Genomic DNA, 18,202 nt, shown 5'->3' with positions numbered 1-18,202 from the left:
GTAGTCTGCACCGCGGGACGGGCCCCCGGCCCGCGCCGTCGAGGTGTTCGGCATCGCTTCAGCACAGGAGGGGTCATGGAGTTCGCCCGCCGGGGTTACTACACCGCTGACCAGGTGCGCGCCGCCGAGGCGGAGCTCTTCACCCGCGTTGCCGCCGGGGTGCCGATGCGCCGGGCTGCGCACGGGCTCGCCACCGTGGTGGCGCGGGAGCTCGTCGAGCGCACCGGTGGTGTGGCGGGGCGGCGGGTGACGCTGCTGGTGGGGTCAGGGGACAACGGCGGGGATGCCCTGTTCGCCGGTGCAGGCCTGCGCCGCCGCGGCGTCGCGGTCACCGCGCTGCTCCTGAACCCCGACCGGGTGCACGCCGCCGGGCTGGCCGCCCTGCGCCGTGCCGGAGGTCGGGTGCTCGACGTCGCCCCTGCTCGTGGTCGAGGGGACGGCGCCGCCGGGGCAGGCGGTGCTCCGCTTCCGCCGGCGATCACCGCGGCGCTCGATGCCGACCTGGTGGTCGACGGCATCGTGGGAATCTCAGGCCGCGGCGCGCTGCGCCCGATGGCGGCGGCGCTGGTAGACGCCGTCACCGCGCCGATCGTCGCCGCCGACCTGCCGAGCGGCGTCGACCCGGACACCGGCGCGGTGGACGGCCCGGCCGTGCGCGCCGCGGTGACCGTCGCCTTCGGCGCGCGGAAGCCGGTGCACGCGCTGGCCGCGCCGCACTGCGGCCGGATCGAGCTGGTCGACATCGGATTGCGGCTGCCCGCCCCGGAATTCGCCGCGCTGGAGCCCGCGGAGATCGGCGCCGAGTGGCCGGTGCCGGGAGCGGAGGACGACAAGTACAGCCAGGGGGTGACCGGGGTCTCGGCGGGCAGCGCCCGCTACCCGGGTGCCGCGGTGCTCTGCGTCGGCGCCGCCGTGGCCGCGACCTCCGGTCTCGTGCGGTACGCGGGGACCGGCGCGGACGCGGTGCTGGCCCGCTTCCCCGAGGTCATCGCCACCGACGACCCCGCGAGCGCGGGCCGGGTGCAGTCCTGGGTGATCGGCCCGGGCGCGGGCACCGACGCGGCCGCGGCCGAGCGGCTGCACACTGTGCTCGGCACCGACCTGCCGGTGGTCGCCGACGCCGACGCGCTCACCATCCTGGCCGCCGACCCCGCGCCGCTGCGCGGCCGCACCGCCCCGACCGTGCTCACCCCGCACGCGGGCGAGTTCGCCCGCCTCACCGGCCGCGCACTCGGCCCCGACCGGGTCGCCGCGGTCCGCGAGCTGGCCCGCGAGTGGAACGTCACGGTTCTGCTCAAGGGCCGCGCGACCGTGATCGCCGCCCCGGACGGCACCGTGCTCGTCAACGAGGCGGGCGGCTCCTGGGCCGCCACCGCAGGCGCGGGCGACATCCTGGCGGGCGTCATCGGCGCCCTCCTCGCCGCAGGCCGCACCCCCCTGTGGGCCGCGGCCGCCGCCGCCAGAGCCCACGCCCTCGCCGCCAACCTCGCCGCCCGAGCCGTTGCGCCCACCTCCGCCGCCGCGCCTTCTTCGGCAGCCGGGCCTCCTCGGGCCGCCGCGCCCACCTTCGCTGCCGCCTCCACTTCCGCCGCGGTCCGCACCATCGCGTCCGCCGCGCCCCCTTCCGAACCCTCCACCCCCGCGGGCGCGCCGATCTCAGCAACCCCCCTTCTCGAACACCTCCGCCCCGCCATCGCCACCCTGCGCGCCACAGCGGGAGCGGGCGGGTGGTGACCGGGGGCACGCCGGGACCGCCGCGCCCGCCTGCGACCCCGGACACAGTGGCAGGATCGGGCACCGTGCATGCGCAAGCGGAGACCGTCGTCGACCTGGGCGCCATCGCGCACAATGTGCGGATCCTGCGGGAACACGCGGGTACGGCGGCGCTGATGGTCGTGGTCAAGGCGGACGGCTACAACCACGGCGCGGTCGAGGTCGGCCGCGCCGCGCTGGCGGCGGGCGCCCGCGAGCTCGGCGTGACCACGGTGACCGAGGCCGTCGCGCTGCGCGAAGCGGGCATCACCGCCCCGGTGCTGTGCTGGCTCAACGACGCCGATGCCGACTTCGCCGCCGCCGTCCGCGCCGATGTGGAGATCGGCGTCTCCTCGCTCGCGCAGCTGGACGCGGTGGCCGCCGCCGCCCGCGCCACCGGCTGCGCCGCCGTGGTGAGCCTCAAGGTGGACACCGGGCTGAACCGCAACGGCGTCGCCGCCGCCGAGTACCCCGCGGTGCTGACCGCGCTGCGCACCCTGGTCGACGAGCGGGCGGTGCGGCTGCGCGCGATCTTCTCGCACCTCGCGCACGCCGACGAGCCCGGCCACCCCTTCCTGGACGTGCAGCGCACCCGGTTCGTCGAGGCGGTCGCGCTGGCGAAGGAGTACGGCCTCGCGCCCGAGGTGCTGCACCTCGCCAACTCCGCGGCCACCCTGACCAGGCCCGACCTCGCCTTTGACATGGTGCGGCCCGGGATCGCGGTCTACGGGCTGAACCCGGTGCCGGAGGCGGGCGACTTCGGGCTGCGCCCGGCGATGACCTTCCGGGCGCGGGTCGGGCTGGTGAAGGAGGTCGCGGCGGGTGAGGGTGTCTCCTACGGCCACGAATGGATCGCGCCGCGGGACACCACGGTTGCGCTGATCCCGGCCGGGTACGCCGATGGTGTGTTCCGAACGCTCGGCGGCCGCTTCGATGTCGTCGTCGGGGGGGCGAGGCGGCCCAGCGTGGGGCGGGTGTGCATGGATCAGCTGATGGTCGATCTCGGCGCGAACGCCGCCGGGGTCCGCCCCGGCGACGAGGCCGTGCTCTTCGGCGCGGGCCCCGGTGTTCCCGGCGCGCAGGAGTGGGCCGACCTGCTCGGAACCATCCACTACGAGGTGGTGTGCGCCCCGCGCGGCCGGGTGCGGCGGACTTTCACACAGGAGGACGGATGAGCGACCATCGCGCAGCCGCTGATCCGTCCGACACAGGAGGACGGATGAAGCGGATCGTGCAGGGCGGCGCGGCGACCGCGGTCGCCGTGAGCGCACTCGCCGTCGCGCACGTGCTGCGGCGCATGGGTTCCCGGGTGCTGTGGCCCGCGCGCGCCGACGAGTACCGGGACGAGGACTTCGGCCTGCTGCACCGGGACCGCTCCGCCGTGGTGCACGCCACCGACGGCGTCCCGCTCGCGATCCGCGAGCACGGCCCGGCCGACGCCGCGGTCACCGTCGTCTTCGTGCACGGCTTCTGCAACGACATGACCTCCTACCACTTCCAGCGCCGCGACCTGCCCGCGCTCTGGGGCGACCGGGCCCGGCTGGTCTTCTACGACCAGCGCGGCCACGGCGAGTCCGGCGTCCCGACGGCGGCGAACTGCACGGTGGCCCAGCTCGGCGCCGACCTGGCCGCCGTACTCGAGGCGCGGGCCCCGCGCGGCCCCGTCGTCGTCATCGGGCACTCGCTCGGCGGCATGGCGGTGCTCGCCGCCGCGGCCGCGCACCGGCAGCTGTTCCGGCAGCGGGTCGCGGGGATCGCGCTGATCTGCACCACCGCCGCGGGGATGACCGCGGGCGGCATCGGCCAGCTGCTGCCCAACCCCGCGCTGGACGGCTTCCGGCTCGCGGTGCGGCTGGCGCCCGCGCTGGTGCAGGCGGGCCGCACCACCGCACGGCACGTGATCACCCCGCTGCTGCACGTGAGCTCGTTCCACGGCCAGGTGAGCCCGACGCTCTCCCGCTTCACCACCATGATGATCGACCGCACCCCGGTCTCGACCATCGTGAAGTTCCTGCAGGCCATCGAGGTGCACGACGAGTCGGCGGCGCTGCCCGCGCTGGCCGGGGTGCCAGCGGTGGTGATCGGCGGCGGGCACGACCGGGTGATCCCGTTCAAGAACTCCGAGCTGCTGGCCGGAGAGATCCCGGAGGCCGAGCTGGTCCGGCTGGACGGCGGCGCGCACATGCCGCACCTGCAGTTCCCGGACGCCGTCAACGCGGCGCTGGACCGGCTCTTCGCCAGGGCCGTGCCCGCGGCCGGCGAGCGGACGGCCTCCGGTGGCTGATCCGGGCACCAGGCTGCTGCCGACGGTCGAGGACACCGAGGCGCTCGGCCGGGAGCTGGCCGCCGGGCTGCGCGCGGGCGACCTGGTGGTGCTGGACGGCCCGCTCGGCGCGGGCAAGACCGCGCTCACCCGCGGCATCGCGGCCGGGCTCGACGTGCTCGGCCGGGTGAGCTCGCCCACCTTCGTGATCGCCAGGGCGCACCGCCCCGGCGGCCGCGGGGTCGGGCTGGTGCACGTCGACGCCTACCGGCTCGCCGGTGACCTGGACGAACTCGACGCCCTCGACCTCGACGCCGACCTGGACCGCGCGGTCGTCGTGGTCGAGTGGGGGCGCGGCGTCGTCGAGCACCTGACCGACCGGCACCTGCTGGTCCGGCTGGTCCGGGAGCCGGAATCCGATGTGCGAACGGCCAGTTGGGAGTGGGTGCGGGAGCGGTGAACCCGCGCCCCTTCGGCGGCGGTACCACCCGGTATCGTTGACCGAATCATGCTTGTACTCGCCGTCGACACCGCGACCCCCGCCGTCACCGCGGGGCTGGTGCACCTCGAGCAGACCGGAGCCGGGCCGATCCCGGAGCGGGTGCGCACCGTCACCGCGCGGGTGCACGTCGACGCTCGCGCGCACGCCGAGGTGCTGACCCCGCAGATCCTGGAGTGTCTCGCCGAGTCGGGCTGTGCCCGTTCCGACATCGACGCCGTCGTGGCCGGGGTCGGGCCGGGCCCGTTCACCGGGCTGCGGGTGGGGATGGCGACCGCGGCCGCCTTCGGCGACGCGCTCGGCATCCCGGTGTACGGCGTGTGCAGCCTGGACGCCATCGCCGCCGACGCGCGGCGGGAGCCGGGCGCCCGCGCCGAAAAGCCGGGCGCGGGCTCCGATCCGGACGCGGCGGGGCTGCTGGTGGTGACCGACGCCAGGCGCCGCGAGGTGTACTGGGCCCGCTACCGCGACGGCCTGCGGGTGGCGGGGCCCGCGGTGGACAAACCCGCCGACGTCGACCCGGAGGCCGCCGCGGCGATCGCGGGCTCCGCCTCGCACGTCGACCTCTTCGACCTGCCGGTGCTCCCGGTGGAGAGTCCGTCGCCGCACGGGCTGGTCACCGTCGCCGCGCCCGCGCTGCTCGCCGGGGCCGTCCCCGAGCCGCTCGTCCCGCTCTACCTGCGCAGGCCGGACGCGGTCGAGCGCAGCTACCGCACCCTCGACCGGACGGGAGCGTGATCGTGACGATCCAGATCGAGCCGATGCGGCCGCGCGACATCGAGCGCTGCGTCGAACTCGAGCAGCTGCTCTTCCCGGAGGACGACCCGTGGCACGCGGTCTCCTTCCACTCCGAGCTGGCCGGGTCGCACAACCGCTACATCGCGGCGCGGGACGCCGACGGCAGGCTGGTCGGGTACGCCGGGATCGCGCTGCTCGGCGACGCCGCCTACCCGGAGGCCGAGGTGCACACCATCGGCGTCGACCCCGAGGTGCACCGGGCGGGCATCGGCACGCTGCTGCTGGAGTGGCTGCTCGCCGAGGCGGCCAAGCGCGGCGGCCCGGTGTTCCTCGAGGTGCGCACCGACAACGCCCCCGCCATCGCGCTCTACGCCAAGCACGGCTTCCACATCATCGGGCTGCGCAAGAACTACTACCAGCCCAGCGGCGCCGACGCCTACACCATGCGCCGCCCCGAGCTCGGCGACTTCCCCGGGCTCGCGCCGGATGGCGGCGCGGACGCGGCGGTCCGCAGCGACGAGGTGCTGTCGTGATCGTGCTCGGTATCGAGAGCTCCTGCGACGAGACCGGCGTCGGCGTGGTGCGCAGGCACCCCGACGGCCGCTGCGAGCTGCTCGCCGACGAGGTGGCCTCCAGCGTCGACCAGCACGCCCGGTTCGGCGGCGTGGTGCCGGAGATCGCCTCGCGGGCGCACCTGGAGGCGATCGTGCCTGCCATGCGCCGGGCGCTGGCCACCGCGGGCGTGGCCAGGCCGGACGCGCTCGCCGTCACCATCGGGCCGGGGCTGGCGGGCGCGCTGCTGGTCGGGGTGGCCGCGGCCAAGGCGTACGCGGCGGCCTGGGACATCCCGTTCTACGCGCTGAACCACCTGGGCGGGCACGTCGCGGTGGACACCCTGGAGCACGGCCCGATGCCGCCCTGCGTCGCGCTGCTGGTCTCCGGCGGCCACACGCACCTGCTGCGCGTCACCGACCTGGCCGAGCCGATCACCGAGCTGGGCAGCACCGTGGACGACGCGGCGGGCGAGGCCTTCGACAAGGTCGCGCGGCTGCTCGGCCTCGGCTTCCCCGGCGGCCCCGCGCTGGACGCCGCCGCGGCGAGCGGCGACCCGCGCGCGATCGCCTTCCCGCGCGGCATGACCGGTCCGCGCGACGCCCGCTACGACTTCTCCTTCTCCGGCCTCAAGACGGCGGTGGCGCGGCACGTCGAGGCGGCCCAGCGCGCCGGGGTCGCCCCCGACGCGCTGCCGATCCCGGATATCGCGGCCTCCTTCCAGGAGGCGGTGGCCGATGTGCTGACCGGCAAGGCGGTCCGCGCCGCGCGGGACGCCGGGGTGGACACCCTGGTCCTCGGCGGCGGCGCGACGGCCAACTCCCGGATCCGCTCGATGGCCGAGGAGCGCTGCGCCGCGGCCGGGCTCACGCTGCGGGTGCCGAAGCCGCGGCTCTGCACCGACAACGGGGTGATGATCGCCGCGCTCGGCGCGCACGTGATCGCGGGCGGCGCGCAGCCCTCCCCGCTCACGGTGGAGACCGACCCTGGGCTGCCGGTCTCGGTCAGCCGGGTGGGCTGAGTCAGCGCGGGACGGCGAGCGTCGGTAGCGGCGTCGAGCTCTCCGCCGTCGTGGTCTCCCCGCTCGCGGAGCCGGAGTCGACGGGCGGTGCCAGCGGCATGGTGCTCTCGGCCGGGGTCTGCGCGTTCGGCGCGGCCGGGGTGGGGTCGGCCACCCGGCCCGGCACGCTGGTCGGGATCTCCAGCCCGGGGCCGAGCGAGTTCGGGAACGGGATCGGCGGCATGTTCGGGTCGGGGCGCAGCGTCGGCGAGGTGGGGCCCGCGGGGCGGCTGGTGGTCACGACGACCGGCGGGGGAGCGGCCGAGCTCGGCGCGGGCGGTTCGGCGGTGGTGCCGGGCGCGAGCACCGGCGTCGGCGTGACCGGCGGCGTTGTCGGGGGCACCCCGCCGCTGCTGGTCGTGCCCGCGGGCGAGATCTCCTCGTCCGCGATCGGCGCGAGTTCGCGCACCCCGTAACCGATCACGAGCCCGACCACGACCAGCGCGCCGACCAGCACGCCCGCCACCTTGGTCACGGTGCGGCCCGAGGTGTCGGCGCGCACCGCGGCGGCCGGGGCCTCGGCCACCAGCTGCGCCTGGTCGGCGACGAGCGCGGCGCCCTTCGCGATCACGGCGTCCGGGTCGCGCACGGTGAGCACCGGGATGCCGAGCCGGTCGTGCAGCGCGGAGAGCACCGCGGGGATATTGGCCCCGCCGCCGATCACGGTGACCGCCTCCGGCAGCCTGCCCGCGCGCTCGGCCGCGATGGCGGTGAACTCCGCGATGTCGCCGAGCAGCCGGGCGATCAGGTACTCGAAGTCCTCGCGGGTCAGCTTGAGCGGGCGGCCCGCCACGTGGTCGACGGTGACGGCGGGCGTCACCGAGAGGTGCTCCTTGGCGGCCCGCGCCCGGTTCACCAGGGTGGTCCGGTTCGGGCGGGTGCCGCGCCGGGCGAAGTGCTGGTCCACCAGGTGCCGGTAGATGAGCTCGTCGATGGCGTTGCCGCTGAGCAGCGAGGTGCGTTCGGCGACGAGCACGGTGCCGTCGGCGCGGTCCGCGACGGTGACGGTGAGCCCGGTGGCGCCGAGGTCGACGACGGCGACCGTGGCGTACCGGTCGAGCAGCCCGGTGTGCCGCAGGTAGGTGAGCGCGGCGGTGAACTCGGGCACCATGCGCAGATCCCGCTGCCTGCCGGTGGCGGCGCGGATGATCTGCTCCTGCTCCTTGCCGCGGTACGCGACCGCGACGCTGGTCGGCGCCTCGGCCTGGACCGGCTCGTGCAGCTCGGTGAAGCGGGGGCCGACCGGGTGCACCGGCTCGCGCGGGTGCGTGGCGGGCAGCTGGGTGGTCATCAGCTCGATCGACGAGGTGACCAGGTCGCCGAGGTCGGAGTGCGCGGCGTCGGTGGAGACGACCCGGTAGTCGAAGGTCTGGGCGCCGTTCGGCGCGGTGGCGACGGTGGCCGAGCAGACGACGTCGTTCCCTGCCGAGATCCCCAGAGATGTTCGCATGGTCACCTCCCCTCGCGCGCGGACTGTCCGTGTGGTGGCGTTAGGTGTTCGGTTCGGAGGTCCCGCTGTCACTGTGACGCGGAGTCACGGTGAAGCCTGGTTCCGGCGAGCCTCGATGCTCGATCGGTGGTGCGGAACGGCCGACACGGAACGCTCGACCATAGTGTCACGATCCGTTATCCGAACGTTACAGATTTACCGGTGGCTTGGAAAGTCCCGCAGGTCCGGTGACTGAACGGGGCGTGTTCCGGCCGGTGAGCAGCGGTAGCAGAGTCAAACCTTGAGCGCTGGCACTCGCATGTATAGAGTGCTAGTCGGCACTGTGTGAGGGCTCCGGCACCCGCGACGACGGGGCTGATACGCAGGGTCAGCAGAATACGACCCCAACGGGTGGGACAACTCTGTTCCGCCCGACCGTAATCCCCGAAAGTGGAGGGCTCAACGTGGCGAGCGTGAACATCAAGCCGCTCGAGGACAAGATCCTCGTCCAGGCCAACGAGGCCGAGACGACGACTGCCTCCGGCCTGGTCATCCCCGACACGGCCAAGGAGAAGCCGCAGGAGGGCACCGTCGTGGCCGTCGGCCCCGGTCGCTGGGACGACGAGGGCGAGAAGCGCATCCCGCTGGACGTCCAGGAGGGTGACACCGTCATCTACAGCAAGTACGGCGGCACCGAGATCAAGTACCAGGGCGGGGAGTACCTCATCCTGTCGGCGCGTGACGTGCTGGCCGTCGTCACCAAGTAGCCGTTCGGGCACCCGCGTTCCGCCCCGGAGTCGTCCGACCCGGGGCGGAGTGCGTTCCGGCCTGCACCGAAACCACAGGAGCGAAACCCCATGGCAAAGCAGATCGAGTTCGACGAGAAGGCTCGCCGGGCTCTGGAACGCGGTGTCGACAAGCTCGCCGACGCCGTGAAGGTCACCCTCGGCCCGCGCGGCAGGCACGTCGTGCTCGCCAAGGCCTTCGGCGGCCCGACCGTCACCAACGACGGCGTCACGATCGCGCGCGACATCGAGCTCGAGGACCCGTTCGAGAACCTGGGCGCGCAGCTGGTGAAGAGCGTCGCGACCAAGACCAACGACGTCGCGGGCGACGGCACCACCACCGCGACCGTGCTGGCCCAGGCGCTGGTCAGGGGCGGGCTGAAGAACATCGCCGCGGGCGCCAACCCGATCGCCGTCGGCGCGGGCATCGCCAAGGCGGCCGACGCCGTCTCCGAGGCGCTGCTGAAGCTGGCCACCCCGGTCTCCGGCGAGCAGGCCATCGCCCAGGTCGCCACCGTCTCCTCGCGCGACCCGGAGATCGGCGAGATGGTCGGCAAGGCGCTGACCACCGTCGGCAAGGACGGCGTCGTCACCGTCGAGGAGGCCTCGACGCTGCTGACCGAGCTGGTCGTCACCGAGGGCGTGCAGTTCGACAAGGGCTACCTCTCGCCCTACTTCGTCACCGACACCGACGCGCAGCAGGCCGTCCTCGAGGACGCCTACATCCTGCTGCACCGGGAGAAGATCAGCTCGCTGCCCGACCTGCTCCCGCTGCTGGAGAAGATCGCGGAGAGCGGCAAGGCCGTGCTGATCATCGCCGAGGACGTCGAGGGCGAGGCGCTCTCCACCCTGGTCGTGAACAGCATCCGCAAGACGATCAAGGCCGTCGCGGTCAAGGCGCCGTTCTTCGGTGACCGGCGCAAGGCGTTCCTGGACGACCTCGCCGTCGTCACCGCGGGCACCGTGGTGAACCCGGACATCGGCATCGGGCTGCGCGAGGCCGGGCTGGACGTGCTCGGCGTCGCCCGCCGCGTCGTGGTCACCAAGGACGACACCACCATCATCGACGGCGCTGGCACCGCCGACGACCTGGCGGCCCGCAGCGCGCAGCTGCGCCGCGAGATCGAGGCGACCGACTCCGACTGGGACCGGGAGAAGCTCGAGGAGCGGCTGGCCAAGCTGGCGGGCGGCGTCGCGGTGATCCGGGTCGGCGCGGCCACCGAGACCGCGCTCAAGGAGCGCAAGTACCGGGTGGACGACGCGGTCGCGGCGGCCAAGGCGGCCGTGGCCGAGGGCATCGTGCCCGGCGGCGGCACCGCGCTGGTGCAGGCCGGGGCCGGGCTGGAGGCGCTGCGCGATTCGCTCTCCGGCGATCAGGCGGTCGGCGTCGAGGTGGTGCGGCAGGCGCTGCGCGCGCCGCTGTACTGGATCGCCACCAATGCCGGGCTGGACGGCGCCGTCGTGGTCAGCAAGATCGTCGAGGGGGAGCAGGGCTTCAACGCCGCCACGCTCACCTACGGCGACCTGCTCGCCGAGGGCGTGGTCGACCCGGTCCGGGTCACCCGCTCCGCGGTGGTCAACGCCGCCTCGGTGGCGCGCATGGTGCTCACCACCGAGAGCGCCGTGGTGGACAAGCCCGCCGAGGAAGAGGATCACTCGCACCACGGGCACGCGCACTGAGTTCGCCATTCCGCGAGCGGCGCCCCCGGACCCTGTCGGGTTCGGGGGCGTTCGTGGCTAGGAGGCGGTGTCGCGCTCGGGGGCGATGGCGTCCAGGAGGCGGGCGCGGAGCGCGGGAGGTGGGGGCGCGGCGGTGACCTCGGAAAGCGCGGAGAGCGCGGCTCTGGAGCTTCTCACCTCGGTGAGGAACTCCTCGCGGGCCGCGGTGCCGAGCATCGCGACCACCGCTTCGTGGTCTTCGTCGTCGATCGAGCCGAGCGCGACGGTGTGCGCGAGGTCGAGACCCGGCTCGTCCATCTCACGGCACCCCCAAACTTCTCTTCAGGCGAGTGAGCCCGTCCCGTATGCGGGACTTGACCGTAGGCAAGCCTACGCCGAGATGCCGGGCAACCTCCGCGTAGGTGCGGCCGCCGTAGTAGGCGAGCGAGATCGCCTCGCGCTGCGTCTCGGTCAGCGTCGCCAGCCCGGCCACCACGGCCTGCTGCTCCAGCCTGCGTTCCACCTCCTCGGTCACCTCGTCGAAGTCGTACCCGAGTACCCGGCTGCCGTAGGTGTTCTCGCGCTGGCTGTGCGCCTGCTCCGCGCGCACCCGGTCGACCGCGCGGCGGTGGGCCAGGGTCATCAGCCAGGTGAGCGCCGAGCCCTTCGCCGGGTCGAACCCCGAGGCGGTGCGCCAGATCTGGAGATAGACCTCCTGGGTCGTCTCCTCGGCGTAGCCCGCGTCCTGCAGCACCCGGAGCACCAACCCGAACACCCGCGCGCTGGTGCGGTCGTAGAGCTCGGCGAACGCCTCCTGGTCGGCGCGGCCGCAGCCGCGTAGCAGCTGCGCGAGCTCGAGATTCTCCGCCGCGCGCGCCGTCGTAGCAGTGCCCGTGCCCGGTGGGCAGGCTGCTCTCCGGAACGCATCGCCCCCTGCGGCCGACGGCCGCGTCGTCACAACGCTCCATTCTGAGTCATCGCGGACTACGGTAGCGCGCGACCGTCGGCACCGTGGCAGGACACGGCAAACCATCGGCCAACCGGCCGCGGTGCGGAAAACTTCCGCTCCGGCGCGGCGGCTACCAGCTCATGCTCCCGGTGCCGAGGAAAACTTCCGATCAAGCGCGCCGGAAAGACTGGGCACCGAGCGACCGTTTGGCTTACAGGCATTCGGTGCCGGTGCCCCCGGCGGATGGGATCGGCTCAGACCGTCATCCGGCGCCGGTTGCGCCGGGCGTGCAGCTCCCGCTCGGTCTCGGACATCCCGCCCCAGATGCCGTACGGCTCGCTCACCTTGAGCGCGTGCGAGCGGCACTGCATGAGCACCGGGCAGGTCCGGCAGATCTCCTTGGCGCGCATCTCCCGCGCGGTGCGGGCGCGGCCGCGCTCCCCGTCGGGGTGGAAGAACACCGCCGAATCCACACCGCGGCAGGAGCCGCGCATCTGCCAATCCCAGACATCGGCGTTCGGTCCGGGAAGGTGGGTTGGCATGGGCATGGTGAACTCCTCGTGGTGCGAGCTCGTCGGCGTTGTCGAGCCGGTTCTACAGGCGAACAGGTGTGAACCGCGGTGTCGGCGGAGCTCGCTGACTCGGGGTCGCTGCAATTTCGCGCGGCGCCGACCGTGGCGATGAGTTACGTTAGGACCCGGGTCGAATTTCCGTCAATAGTTCGGCGCAGGGGTTCCGCGAATCGTTCGAGAACAAATTTAACCTTTGCGCTGTTTACACGGCGGCCCGTACCGGCGATACTGATCGGTTGACCAAACCGAGGTTCTCGACCGCTGTCCGGTACATCTTTGGAAACCTGCTGGTAGGCACGTTTTTGCCGCGGTTTCGGCGGCGACGGGCGCCGCCGCGGAGCCCCGGCCGGCGCCGCGCGCCCGCGCTCGGTGGCTCGTCGAGGGCGCTGGAGATGGCGAATACGGGGCGCGCGGGTTAATAGCGGGAAACGTGCGTGAATTCGAAAGTGCGCATGATCGGCATTGACCGGCGGAGATTTACCTGATGGAAACATCGTTCACTGTGGAAAATGCTGAGAGATTGCCGCGCAGGTGAGACCGGTTCGCCGGGCCCGCTCGGATACAGTGCGCCCGGTGGTACGCCATCCCCTCCCGGTGCTCGCCGCCGCCGCGTTCGGCGCCGCGCCCGGCGCCGCCGGACTCCCGCCCGCCCGCACCCCGCTCGACCGCTGGCACCGCGCCGTCGCGCTCGGCGGCGCCGGGCGCTACGCCGCCGCCCGCGCCGAACTCGCGGTGCTCACCCGTCCCGGCACCGCCCCCGTGCTGCGCTCGCTCGCGCTGAGCACGACGGCCTCGCTCGTCCGTCAGTCCGGCAGGCACACCGCCGCCGCCGACCCCGACGGCCGCGCCGCCGCCCTCGTCGCCGGGTTCGTCGCCCATCGCGAACCGGCACCGGGGCGTCCCGCGGAGCCGGAGGCGAGCCCCGGGGCCCCGGCGCCCGCCGACTCGCTGCCGGGCCCCGTGGTCTCCGCAGGCACGGCGCCCGCCGATCCCGCACCGGGGGGCCGGGAAACCGCGGGCCCGGCATCCGCCGACCCCTGGTTCGGCGCCCCGGACGCCGTCGACGCCTGGTGCGACGCGCTCACCGGCCTCGCCGCCGACGCGCTCGGCAGCGCCCGCCCCGCGCTCGCCTTCCGCCTGCTCGCCCGCGTGCGCGAGCCCGCGCGCACCCGCCCGCGCGCGGCCGTCCGGCTGCACTGGGTGACCGCGGAGACCGCGCTCTCGGTCGGCGACGCCTGCACCGCGCTGGAGCACGCCGCGGCAGCCGTGGAACTGGGGGCGCAAGCCCCCTCGACCCGGCACCGGGTCAAGTCCGCCCTGCTGCTCGCCGCCGCCACCGCCGCCGCGGGCGACGCCGCGGGCGCGGCGGCGCTCGCCGAGCCGGTCGCGCGCGACTGCGCGGCGCACGACCTGCTCCCGCTGCGCTGGGCCACCGCCATGCTCAGGGCCGGGCTCGGCGCGGCCGGGGCGGGTGCGGAGGCGGCCGAGTGCGCCGCCCTGCTCCGGACAAGGGGGGGAGACTTCTCCGCCCCCTCCGGCTCCTGAACCGGATTCGATCTTCGCTCCGACCACGGTGGGAGCGGCCGCGCAGCGAAAACCGCTCCCGGGGGCGGGATCCGCCGACCGCACCGGGTGCGCGTGTGGCATCCGCTGTATCGCTATTGTTAGACCCGTTCCGCCCGATCGGGCGGAAGCACCGGTCGTCACCCCCGGTGCCACTTGTAACGCCAGGAATCTCTCTGACGATGACGCACTCGGGCGAAGAGTTGGACCTCGCCGTCGCTGCCGCTGCGCAGGGCGACAGATCCGCTTTAGCTCAGGTACTCGAACTGGTCCGACCGCTGGTGGTGCGCTACTGCCGGGCGCGGATCGGAGCTGCGGAGCGCGGCCAGCTCTCCGCCGACGACGTCGCGCAGGAGGTCTGTCTGGCCGTGATGACGGCGCTGCCCCGGTATCAGGATCAGGGCAGGCCCTTCATGGCCTTCGTGTACGGGATCGCTTCGCACAAGGTCGCCGACGCCCATCGGAACGCCGCCCGTAACAAGGCGGAGGCGATGGCCGAAGTACCAGATGTCATATCCACCGACCAGGGGCCGGAGCAACGAGCTCTCGATTCCGAGACGAGCCGCCAGATGAACCGTCTGCTCGCGACTCTCCCGGAGAAGCATCGGGAGATCCTGATCCTCCGTCTGGTCATGGGTCTGTCAGCGGAAGAAACCGCGGTCGCCGTGGGCAGTACGGCGGGCGCGATACGGGTTGCCCAGCACAGGGCACTCGCGAAACTGAAGTCACAAGTGGCGAGGGCAGGTGAAATGTATGGCTAGGGATGGCGAGCGCGGCGATCGCAAAGCGTGGCTCGGCGCGCGGAACAGCGGTCCCTACGCCGGGGGGACCGGCGACTCCGGTCCCGTCGATATCGCCGCGGTACGCCGCGACGACGCGCTCATCGACGCCATCGCCAGCGATGGACCGGTGCAGACCGACACCCCGGAGGAGTTCCAGCTCGCGGCGCTGCTCGCGGACTGGCGCGCGGAGGTCGTCGCGCCTCCGCTCCCGGCGGCGCCCGATCTCGACGAGATCGTGGCCGCGGTCAATCAGGAGATCGGTGCCAGGAAGGTCAGGGTCGGGCCGCGAAGCGGCGGCAGGCTCCGGCTGGTGCGCCCGCTCATGGGTGCCGCGGCCGCGCTGGCGCTGGTCTTCGGCGGGATGACGGCGTTCTCGTACAGCGCCGAGCCCGGCGACCCGCTCTGGCGGGTCAAGGAGGTCGTGTTCAGCGAGCAGGCGCAGACCACCGTGGTGGCGCGCGCCGACGACGAGCTGGCCCAGGTGCAGGCGGCGCTGGCCCAGGGCGACAACGACGAGGCGCGGGTGCTGCTCGATCGGGTGCGCACGACCGCGCAGCAGATCGACGACCCGGCCAAGCAGGACGATCTGATCGAGCGCTGGAACGCATTGGTGGCGGAACTGGGGAAGGTCGCGCCCGAAATCGCCAGCCAGATCACCTCGACCCAGTCGAGGCCCGCCGAGCCGACGCCGACGGGGCCCGCCCCGACCACGGCGCCGAACAACCCGGGCAGTACGCCGGATCCCTCGGTGCTCAACACCGAGCTGCCCGGCACCCAGGAGCCGGGTACCCAGGAACCGGGCACGGTGCCGCCGACCGAGCCGACGGCTCCGACGCAGCAGCAGCCGCCGCCCGTGACCCAGGAGCCCGGCGAGCCGAACACCCCGACACCCCCGGCCCCCACCACGATCTCCTCACCGACCGTGGTGGTGCCCACCGGGGGTGGCGGCGCGCCCACCCCGCAGGTGCCGACCCAGTCACCGCCGTCGGTGGACAACATGCCGACGGTGCAGGTGCCGTCGGTTCCGGCCGCTCCGGTCACCCCCGCGGGCTAGGAACAACGCGAAGAACCGGCCGTCGCCCGACGGCCGGTTCTTTCGTGTCTGCGTCGAAGCGGGCGGTGCGTGGGCCCGAGTGGATTCGGCGCGTCGGTACCCGCGCGCCGCGGTGTTCTTCGTCTCAGCTGTCGAAGCCGTCGAACCCGTCGCCGTGGAAGGCCTCGTTCATCGAGGCGTCCGCGTATCCCCGGCAGTAGTCCCAGGTGACGTAGGCCTCCGGGGTCGGGTCGTAGGCTGGCTCGTGCGGGCGGACCGTGCCGTCGACCAGCAGCTGCAGCAGGTTCGCGCGCAGCATGTCCCAGTCGTGGTAGTGATCCTGCCTGCAGTCCTCGCAGCTGACCACGAGGCCGCGGATGCCGCGGTGCGCCAGCAGCGCCTCGTAGACGGCGAGATCGGCGAGATCTTCCTCGACCGCGAGGCGCTCGTGGGGATCCAGCGGCTCACCGGGCTCGATGGCGTCGAGCGCGGCGGACGGGTCGGAGGGGTCTCCGGCGAACGGATCCGGCGGCAAGCCAGGTGGTAGATGGTCACGCACATCCCCACGGTACGCAGAACAGGGGGGTCTGCGCCAGCGGTGCGCCGGGCAAGTTTCCCGGGCGGACCGACTGGAACATCGCGTTCACGCGACCGATACCATGGGCGAAAGGCACAGGCGAACCCCGCGCAGCTCGGCGTATTTACGGAAGCCGTCCGTACCGCGCGCCGAGTCCGGAGCGCCTGGCGCCGCCACCGTCCATCCGATTCACACCGCCGCGGTGCCGGTCTCCGACCCGGCGCCCGGTGCCTTCGACGTCCAGGAGGGGTCGATCCGAATGAGTAATCCCGTACCGGGCGAACGACTCGCCGCTCGCCCTCATACGGGTGGTGACGATCCGAACAAGATCGCCATGCTCGGTCTCACGTTCGACGACGTGCTGCTGCTGCCCGCGGCGTCGGACCTCATTCCCAGCTCGGTGGAGACCTCCAGCCTGCTGTCCCGCGAGATCCGGCTGCGCACCCCGCTGGTGAGCTCGGCCATGGACACCGTCACCGAGGCGCGGATGGCGATCGCCATGGCGCGCGCGGGCGGCATGGGGGTGCTGCACCGCAACCTCTCCGCCGCCGACCAGGCCGCCCAGGTGGAGACGGTCAAGCGCTCCGAGGCGGGCATGGTCACCGACCCGGTCACCTGCCGCCCGACCGACACGCTCGCCGAGGTGGACGCCATGTGCGCCCGCTTCCGCATCTCCGGCCTCCCGGTGGTGGACGAGCAGGGCGCGCTGGTCGGCATCATCACCAACCGCGACATGCGCTTCGAGGTGGACCAGAGCCGCAGGGTCGCGGACGTCATGACCAAGGCGCCGTTGATCACCGCGCAGGAGGGCGTCACCGCGGAGGCGGCGCTCGGGCTGCTGCGCAGGCACAAGGTGGAGAAGCTGCCGATCGTCGACGGCGGCGGCAGGCTGCGCGGCCTGATCACCGTGAAGGACTTCGTCAAGACCGACCAGTACCCGAACGCCACCAAGGACCGGGACGGCAGGCTGCTGGTCGGCGCCGCGGTCGGCGTCGGCGAGGACGCCTGGTCGCGCGCCATGACGCTGGCCGACGCGGGCGTCGACGTGCTGGTGGTCGACACCGCGCACGGCCACCAGGCCCAGGTGCTGCAGATGGTCACCAAGGTGAAGACCGAGGTGGGCGAGCGGATCCAGATCATCGGCGGCAACGTCGCGACGCGGGCGGGCGCGCAGGCGCTGGTCGACGCGGGCGCGGACGCGGTGAAGGTCGGCGTCGGCCCCGGCTCGATCTGTACCACCCGCGTGGTCGCGGGCGTCGGCGCGCCGCAGATCACCGCGATCCTGGAGGCGGTCTCGGTGTGCAGGCCCGCGGGCGTCCCGGTGATCGCCGACGGCGGCATCCAGTTCTCCGGCGACATCGCCAAGGCCATCGCGGCGGGCGCCTCCACCGTCATGCTCGGTTCGCTGCTCGCGGGCACCGCGGAATCGCCCGGCGAGCTCATCCTGGTCGGCGGCAAGCAGTTCAAGAGCTACCGCGGCATGGGTTCGCTCGGCGCCATGCAGGGCCGCGGCCAGGCCAAGAGCTTCTCCAAGGACCGCTACTTCCAGGACGACGTGCTGGCCGAGGACAAGCTGGTCCCCGAGGGCATCGAGGGAAGGGTGCCGTTCCGCGGCCCCGTCAACCAGGTGATCCACCAGCTCGTCGGCGGCCTCCGCGCCGCCATGGGCTACACCGGCTCGCAGAACATCGCGCACCTCCAGGACGCCCAGTTCGTCCAGATCACCGCCGCGGGCCTGAAGGAAAGCCACCCGCACGACATCACCATGACCGTCGAGGCCCCCAACTACACCGGCCGCGGCTAAGCTCTACCCCGGTCTTCTGCAGAGGCCGGGGTAGAACCATGTCCGCACCCCGGCGCGGCACACCCCCCGGGGCGGCACCCCCGGGTTCACATCCGGATCCAGCGGCGACGTCGTAGACGAGCCCACAACGGGTTTGCGGCCCGTCCCGCGTCCGGCGGCCGAAGCAATGCGGCGCAGCCGCGAGT

At 73.3% G+C, this 18,202-nt stretch carries 18 protein-coding genes; 13 read left to right on the top strand and 5 right to left on the bottom strand.

Annotation, left to right across the window (positions count from 1 at the left end; all coding sequences use genetic code 11):
- Window positions 1–75 precede the first annotated feature (75 nt).
- From ACFUUZ_RS27650 to tsaD, 7 genes are read left to right on the top strand one after another with little or no spacing between them, the layout of a single operon-like run.
- Window positions 76–1,734, top strand: coding sequence for an NAD(P)H-hydrate dehydratase (locus tag ACFUUZ_RS27650; protein WP_378701196.1), 1,659 nt, complete (start codon window positions 76–78; stop codon window positions 1,732–1,734).
- Window positions 1,728–2,927, top strand: a complete 1,200-nt coding sequence (gene alr / locus ACFUUZ_RS27645; RefSeq protein WP_378701194.1) for an alanine racemase — start codon at window positions 1,728–1,730, stop codon at window positions 2,925–2,927. Before ACFUUZ_RS27650 ends, alr begins: the two co-directional genes overlap by 7 nt.
- Before the next feature lie 44 nt (window positions 2,928–2,971).
- The gene (locus ACFUUZ_RS27640) at window positions 2,972–4,036 is read left to right on the top strand and encodes an alpha/beta fold hydrolase (RefSeq protein ID WP_378701192.1); all 1,065 of its coding nucleotides are present in this window, start codon (window positions 2,972–2,974) and stop codon (window positions 4,034–4,036) included.
- Window positions 4,029–4,475 carry a tRNA (adenosine(37)-N6)-threonylcarbamoyltransferase complex ATPase subunit type 1 TsaE gene (tsaE, locus tag ACFUUZ_RS27635; protein ID WP_378701190.1) on the top strand — a complete coding sequence of 149 codons (447 nt, stop codon included), beginning with the start codon at window positions 4,029–4,031 and terminating at the stop codon, window positions 4,473–4,475. The genes ACFUUZ_RS27640 and tsaE overlap by 8 nt, the downstream gene beginning before the upstream one ends.
- 48 nt (window positions 4,476–4,523) lie before the next feature.
- Window positions 4,524–5,252, top strand: a complete 729-nt coding sequence (gene tsaB, locus ACFUUZ_RS27630; RefSeq protein WP_378701188.1) for a tRNA (adenosine(37)-N6)-threonylcarbamoyltransferase complex dimerization subunit type 1 TsaB — start codon at window positions 4,524–4,526, stop codon at window positions 5,250–5,252.
- Between the two features lie 23 nt (window positions 5,253–5,275).
- A complete protein-coding gene (rimI, locus tag ACFUUZ_RS27625) occupies window positions 5,276–5,785 on the top strand; it encodes a ribosomal protein S18-alanine N-acetyltransferase (RefSeq protein WP_378701221.1) in 510 nt (169 codons plus the stop codon).
- A complete protein-coding gene (tsaD, locus tag ACFUUZ_RS27620; RefSeq protein ID WP_378701186.1) occupies window positions 5,782–6,825 on the top strand; it encodes a tRNA (adenosine(37)-N6)-threonylcarbamoyltransferase complex transferase subunit TsaD in 1,044 nt (347 codons plus the stop codon). Before rimI ends, tsaD begins: the two co-directional genes overlap by 4 nt.
- A 1-nt stretch (window position 6,826) precedes the next feature.
- Here tsaD and ACFUUZ_RS27615 read toward each other — a convergent pair whose 3' ends face one another.
- Window positions 6,827–8,314: an Hsp70 family protein gene (locus tag ACFUUZ_RS27615; RefSeq protein WP_378701184.1), complete on the bottom strand. Its 1,488-nt coding sequence runs from the start codon at window positions 8,312–8,314 to the stop codon at window positions 6,827–6,829.
- Window positions 8,315–8,757: 443 nt separating this feature from the next.
- On the opposite strand from ACFUUZ_RS27615, the gene groES reads away from it, so the two are divergent.
- Both groES and groL read left to right on the top strand, forming a co-directional pair.
- Window positions 8,758–9,060, top strand: coding sequence for a co-chaperone GroES (gene groES / locus ACFUUZ_RS27610; protein ID WP_067646611.1), 303 nt, complete (start codon window positions 8,758–8,760; stop codon window positions 9,058–9,060).
- Window positions 9,061–9,150: 90 nt separating this feature from the next.
- Entirely contained in the window at window positions 9,151–10,758 is a 1,608-nt protein-coding gene (gene groL / locus ACFUUZ_RS27605; RefSeq protein WP_378701183.1) for a chaperonin GroEL, read from the top strand.
- A gap of 57 nt (window positions 10,759–10,815) precedes the next feature.
- Here groL and ACFUUZ_RS27600 read toward each other — a convergent pair whose 3' ends face one another.
- From ACFUUZ_RS27600 to ACFUUZ_RS27590, 3 genes are all read right to left on the bottom strand, one after another.
- Entirely contained in the window at window positions 10,816–11,055 is a 240-nt protein-coding gene (locus ACFUUZ_RS27600) for a hypothetical protein (RefSeq protein WP_378701181.1), read from the bottom strand.
- A gap of 1 nt (window position 11,056) precedes the next feature.
- Window positions 11,057–11,695: a sigma-70 family RNA polymerase sigma factor gene (locus tag ACFUUZ_RS27595; protein ID WP_281202002.1), complete on the bottom strand. Its 639-nt coding sequence runs from the start codon at window positions 11,693–11,695 to the stop codon at window positions 11,057–11,059.
- Window positions 11,696–11,940: 245 nt separating this feature from the next.
- The gene (locus ACFUUZ_RS27590; RefSeq protein ID WP_067646602.1) at window positions 11,941–12,234 is read right to left on the bottom strand and encodes a WhiB family transcriptional regulator; all 294 of its coding nucleotides are present in this window, start codon (window positions 12,232–12,234) and stop codon (window positions 11,941–11,943) included.
- 597 nt (window positions 12,235–12,831) lie between these two features.
- Here ACFUUZ_RS27590 and ACFUUZ_RS27585 point away from each other — a divergent pair.
- The 3 genes from ACFUUZ_RS27585 to ACFUUZ_RS27575 all read left to right on the top strand — a co-directional run bounded on the left by ACFUUZ_RS27585 (window position 12,832) and on the right by ACFUUZ_RS27575 (window position 15,657).
- Window positions 12,832–13,803: a hypothetical protein gene (locus ACFUUZ_RS27585; RefSeq protein ID WP_378701179.1), complete on the top strand. Its 972-nt coding sequence runs from the start codon at window positions 12,832–12,834 to the stop codon at window positions 13,801–13,803.
- A 200-nt stretch (window positions 13,804–14,003) separates the two neighbouring features.
- Entirely contained in the window at window positions 14,004–14,582 is a 579-nt protein-coding gene (locus ACFUUZ_RS27580; protein WP_067646595.1) for a sigma-70 family RNA polymerase sigma factor, read from the top strand.
- Window positions 14,575–15,657, top strand: coding sequence for an anti-sigma-D factor RsdA (locus ACFUUZ_RS27575; protein WP_378701177.1), 1,083 nt, complete (start codon window positions 14,575–14,577; stop codon window positions 15,655–15,657). Before ACFUUZ_RS27580 ends, ACFUUZ_RS27575 begins: the two co-directional genes overlap by 8 nt.
- A 124-nt stretch (window positions 15,658–15,781) precedes the next feature.
- Here ACFUUZ_RS27575 and ACFUUZ_RS27570 read toward each other — a convergent pair whose 3' ends face one another.
- Complete coding sequence (locus ACFUUZ_RS27570) at window positions 15,782–16,195, bottom strand: DUF5319 domain-containing protein (RefSeq protein ID WP_011207424.1); 414 nt, start codon at window positions 16,193–16,195, stop codon at window positions 15,782–15,784.
- 277 nt (window positions 16,196–16,472) lie between these two features.
- Here ACFUUZ_RS27570 and guaB point away from each other — a divergent pair, with 277 nt between their 5' ends.
- Window positions 16,473–18,017 (top strand): IMP dehydrogenase, encoded by a 1,545-nt coding sequence (gene guaB, locus ACFUUZ_RS27565; RefSeq protein WP_378701175.1) that lies wholly within the window; start codon window positions 16,473–16,475, stop codon window positions 18,015–18,017.
- Window positions 18,018–18,202 lie beyond the last annotated feature (185 nt).

The organism is Nocardia sp. NPDC057353 (assembly GCF_042667085.1).
Taxonomy (GTDB): domain Bacteria; phylum Actinomycetota; class Actinomycetes; order Mycobacteriales; family Mycobacteriaceae; genus Nocardia.
This window is presented reverse-complemented; position numbering and strand designations above follow the sequence as displayed.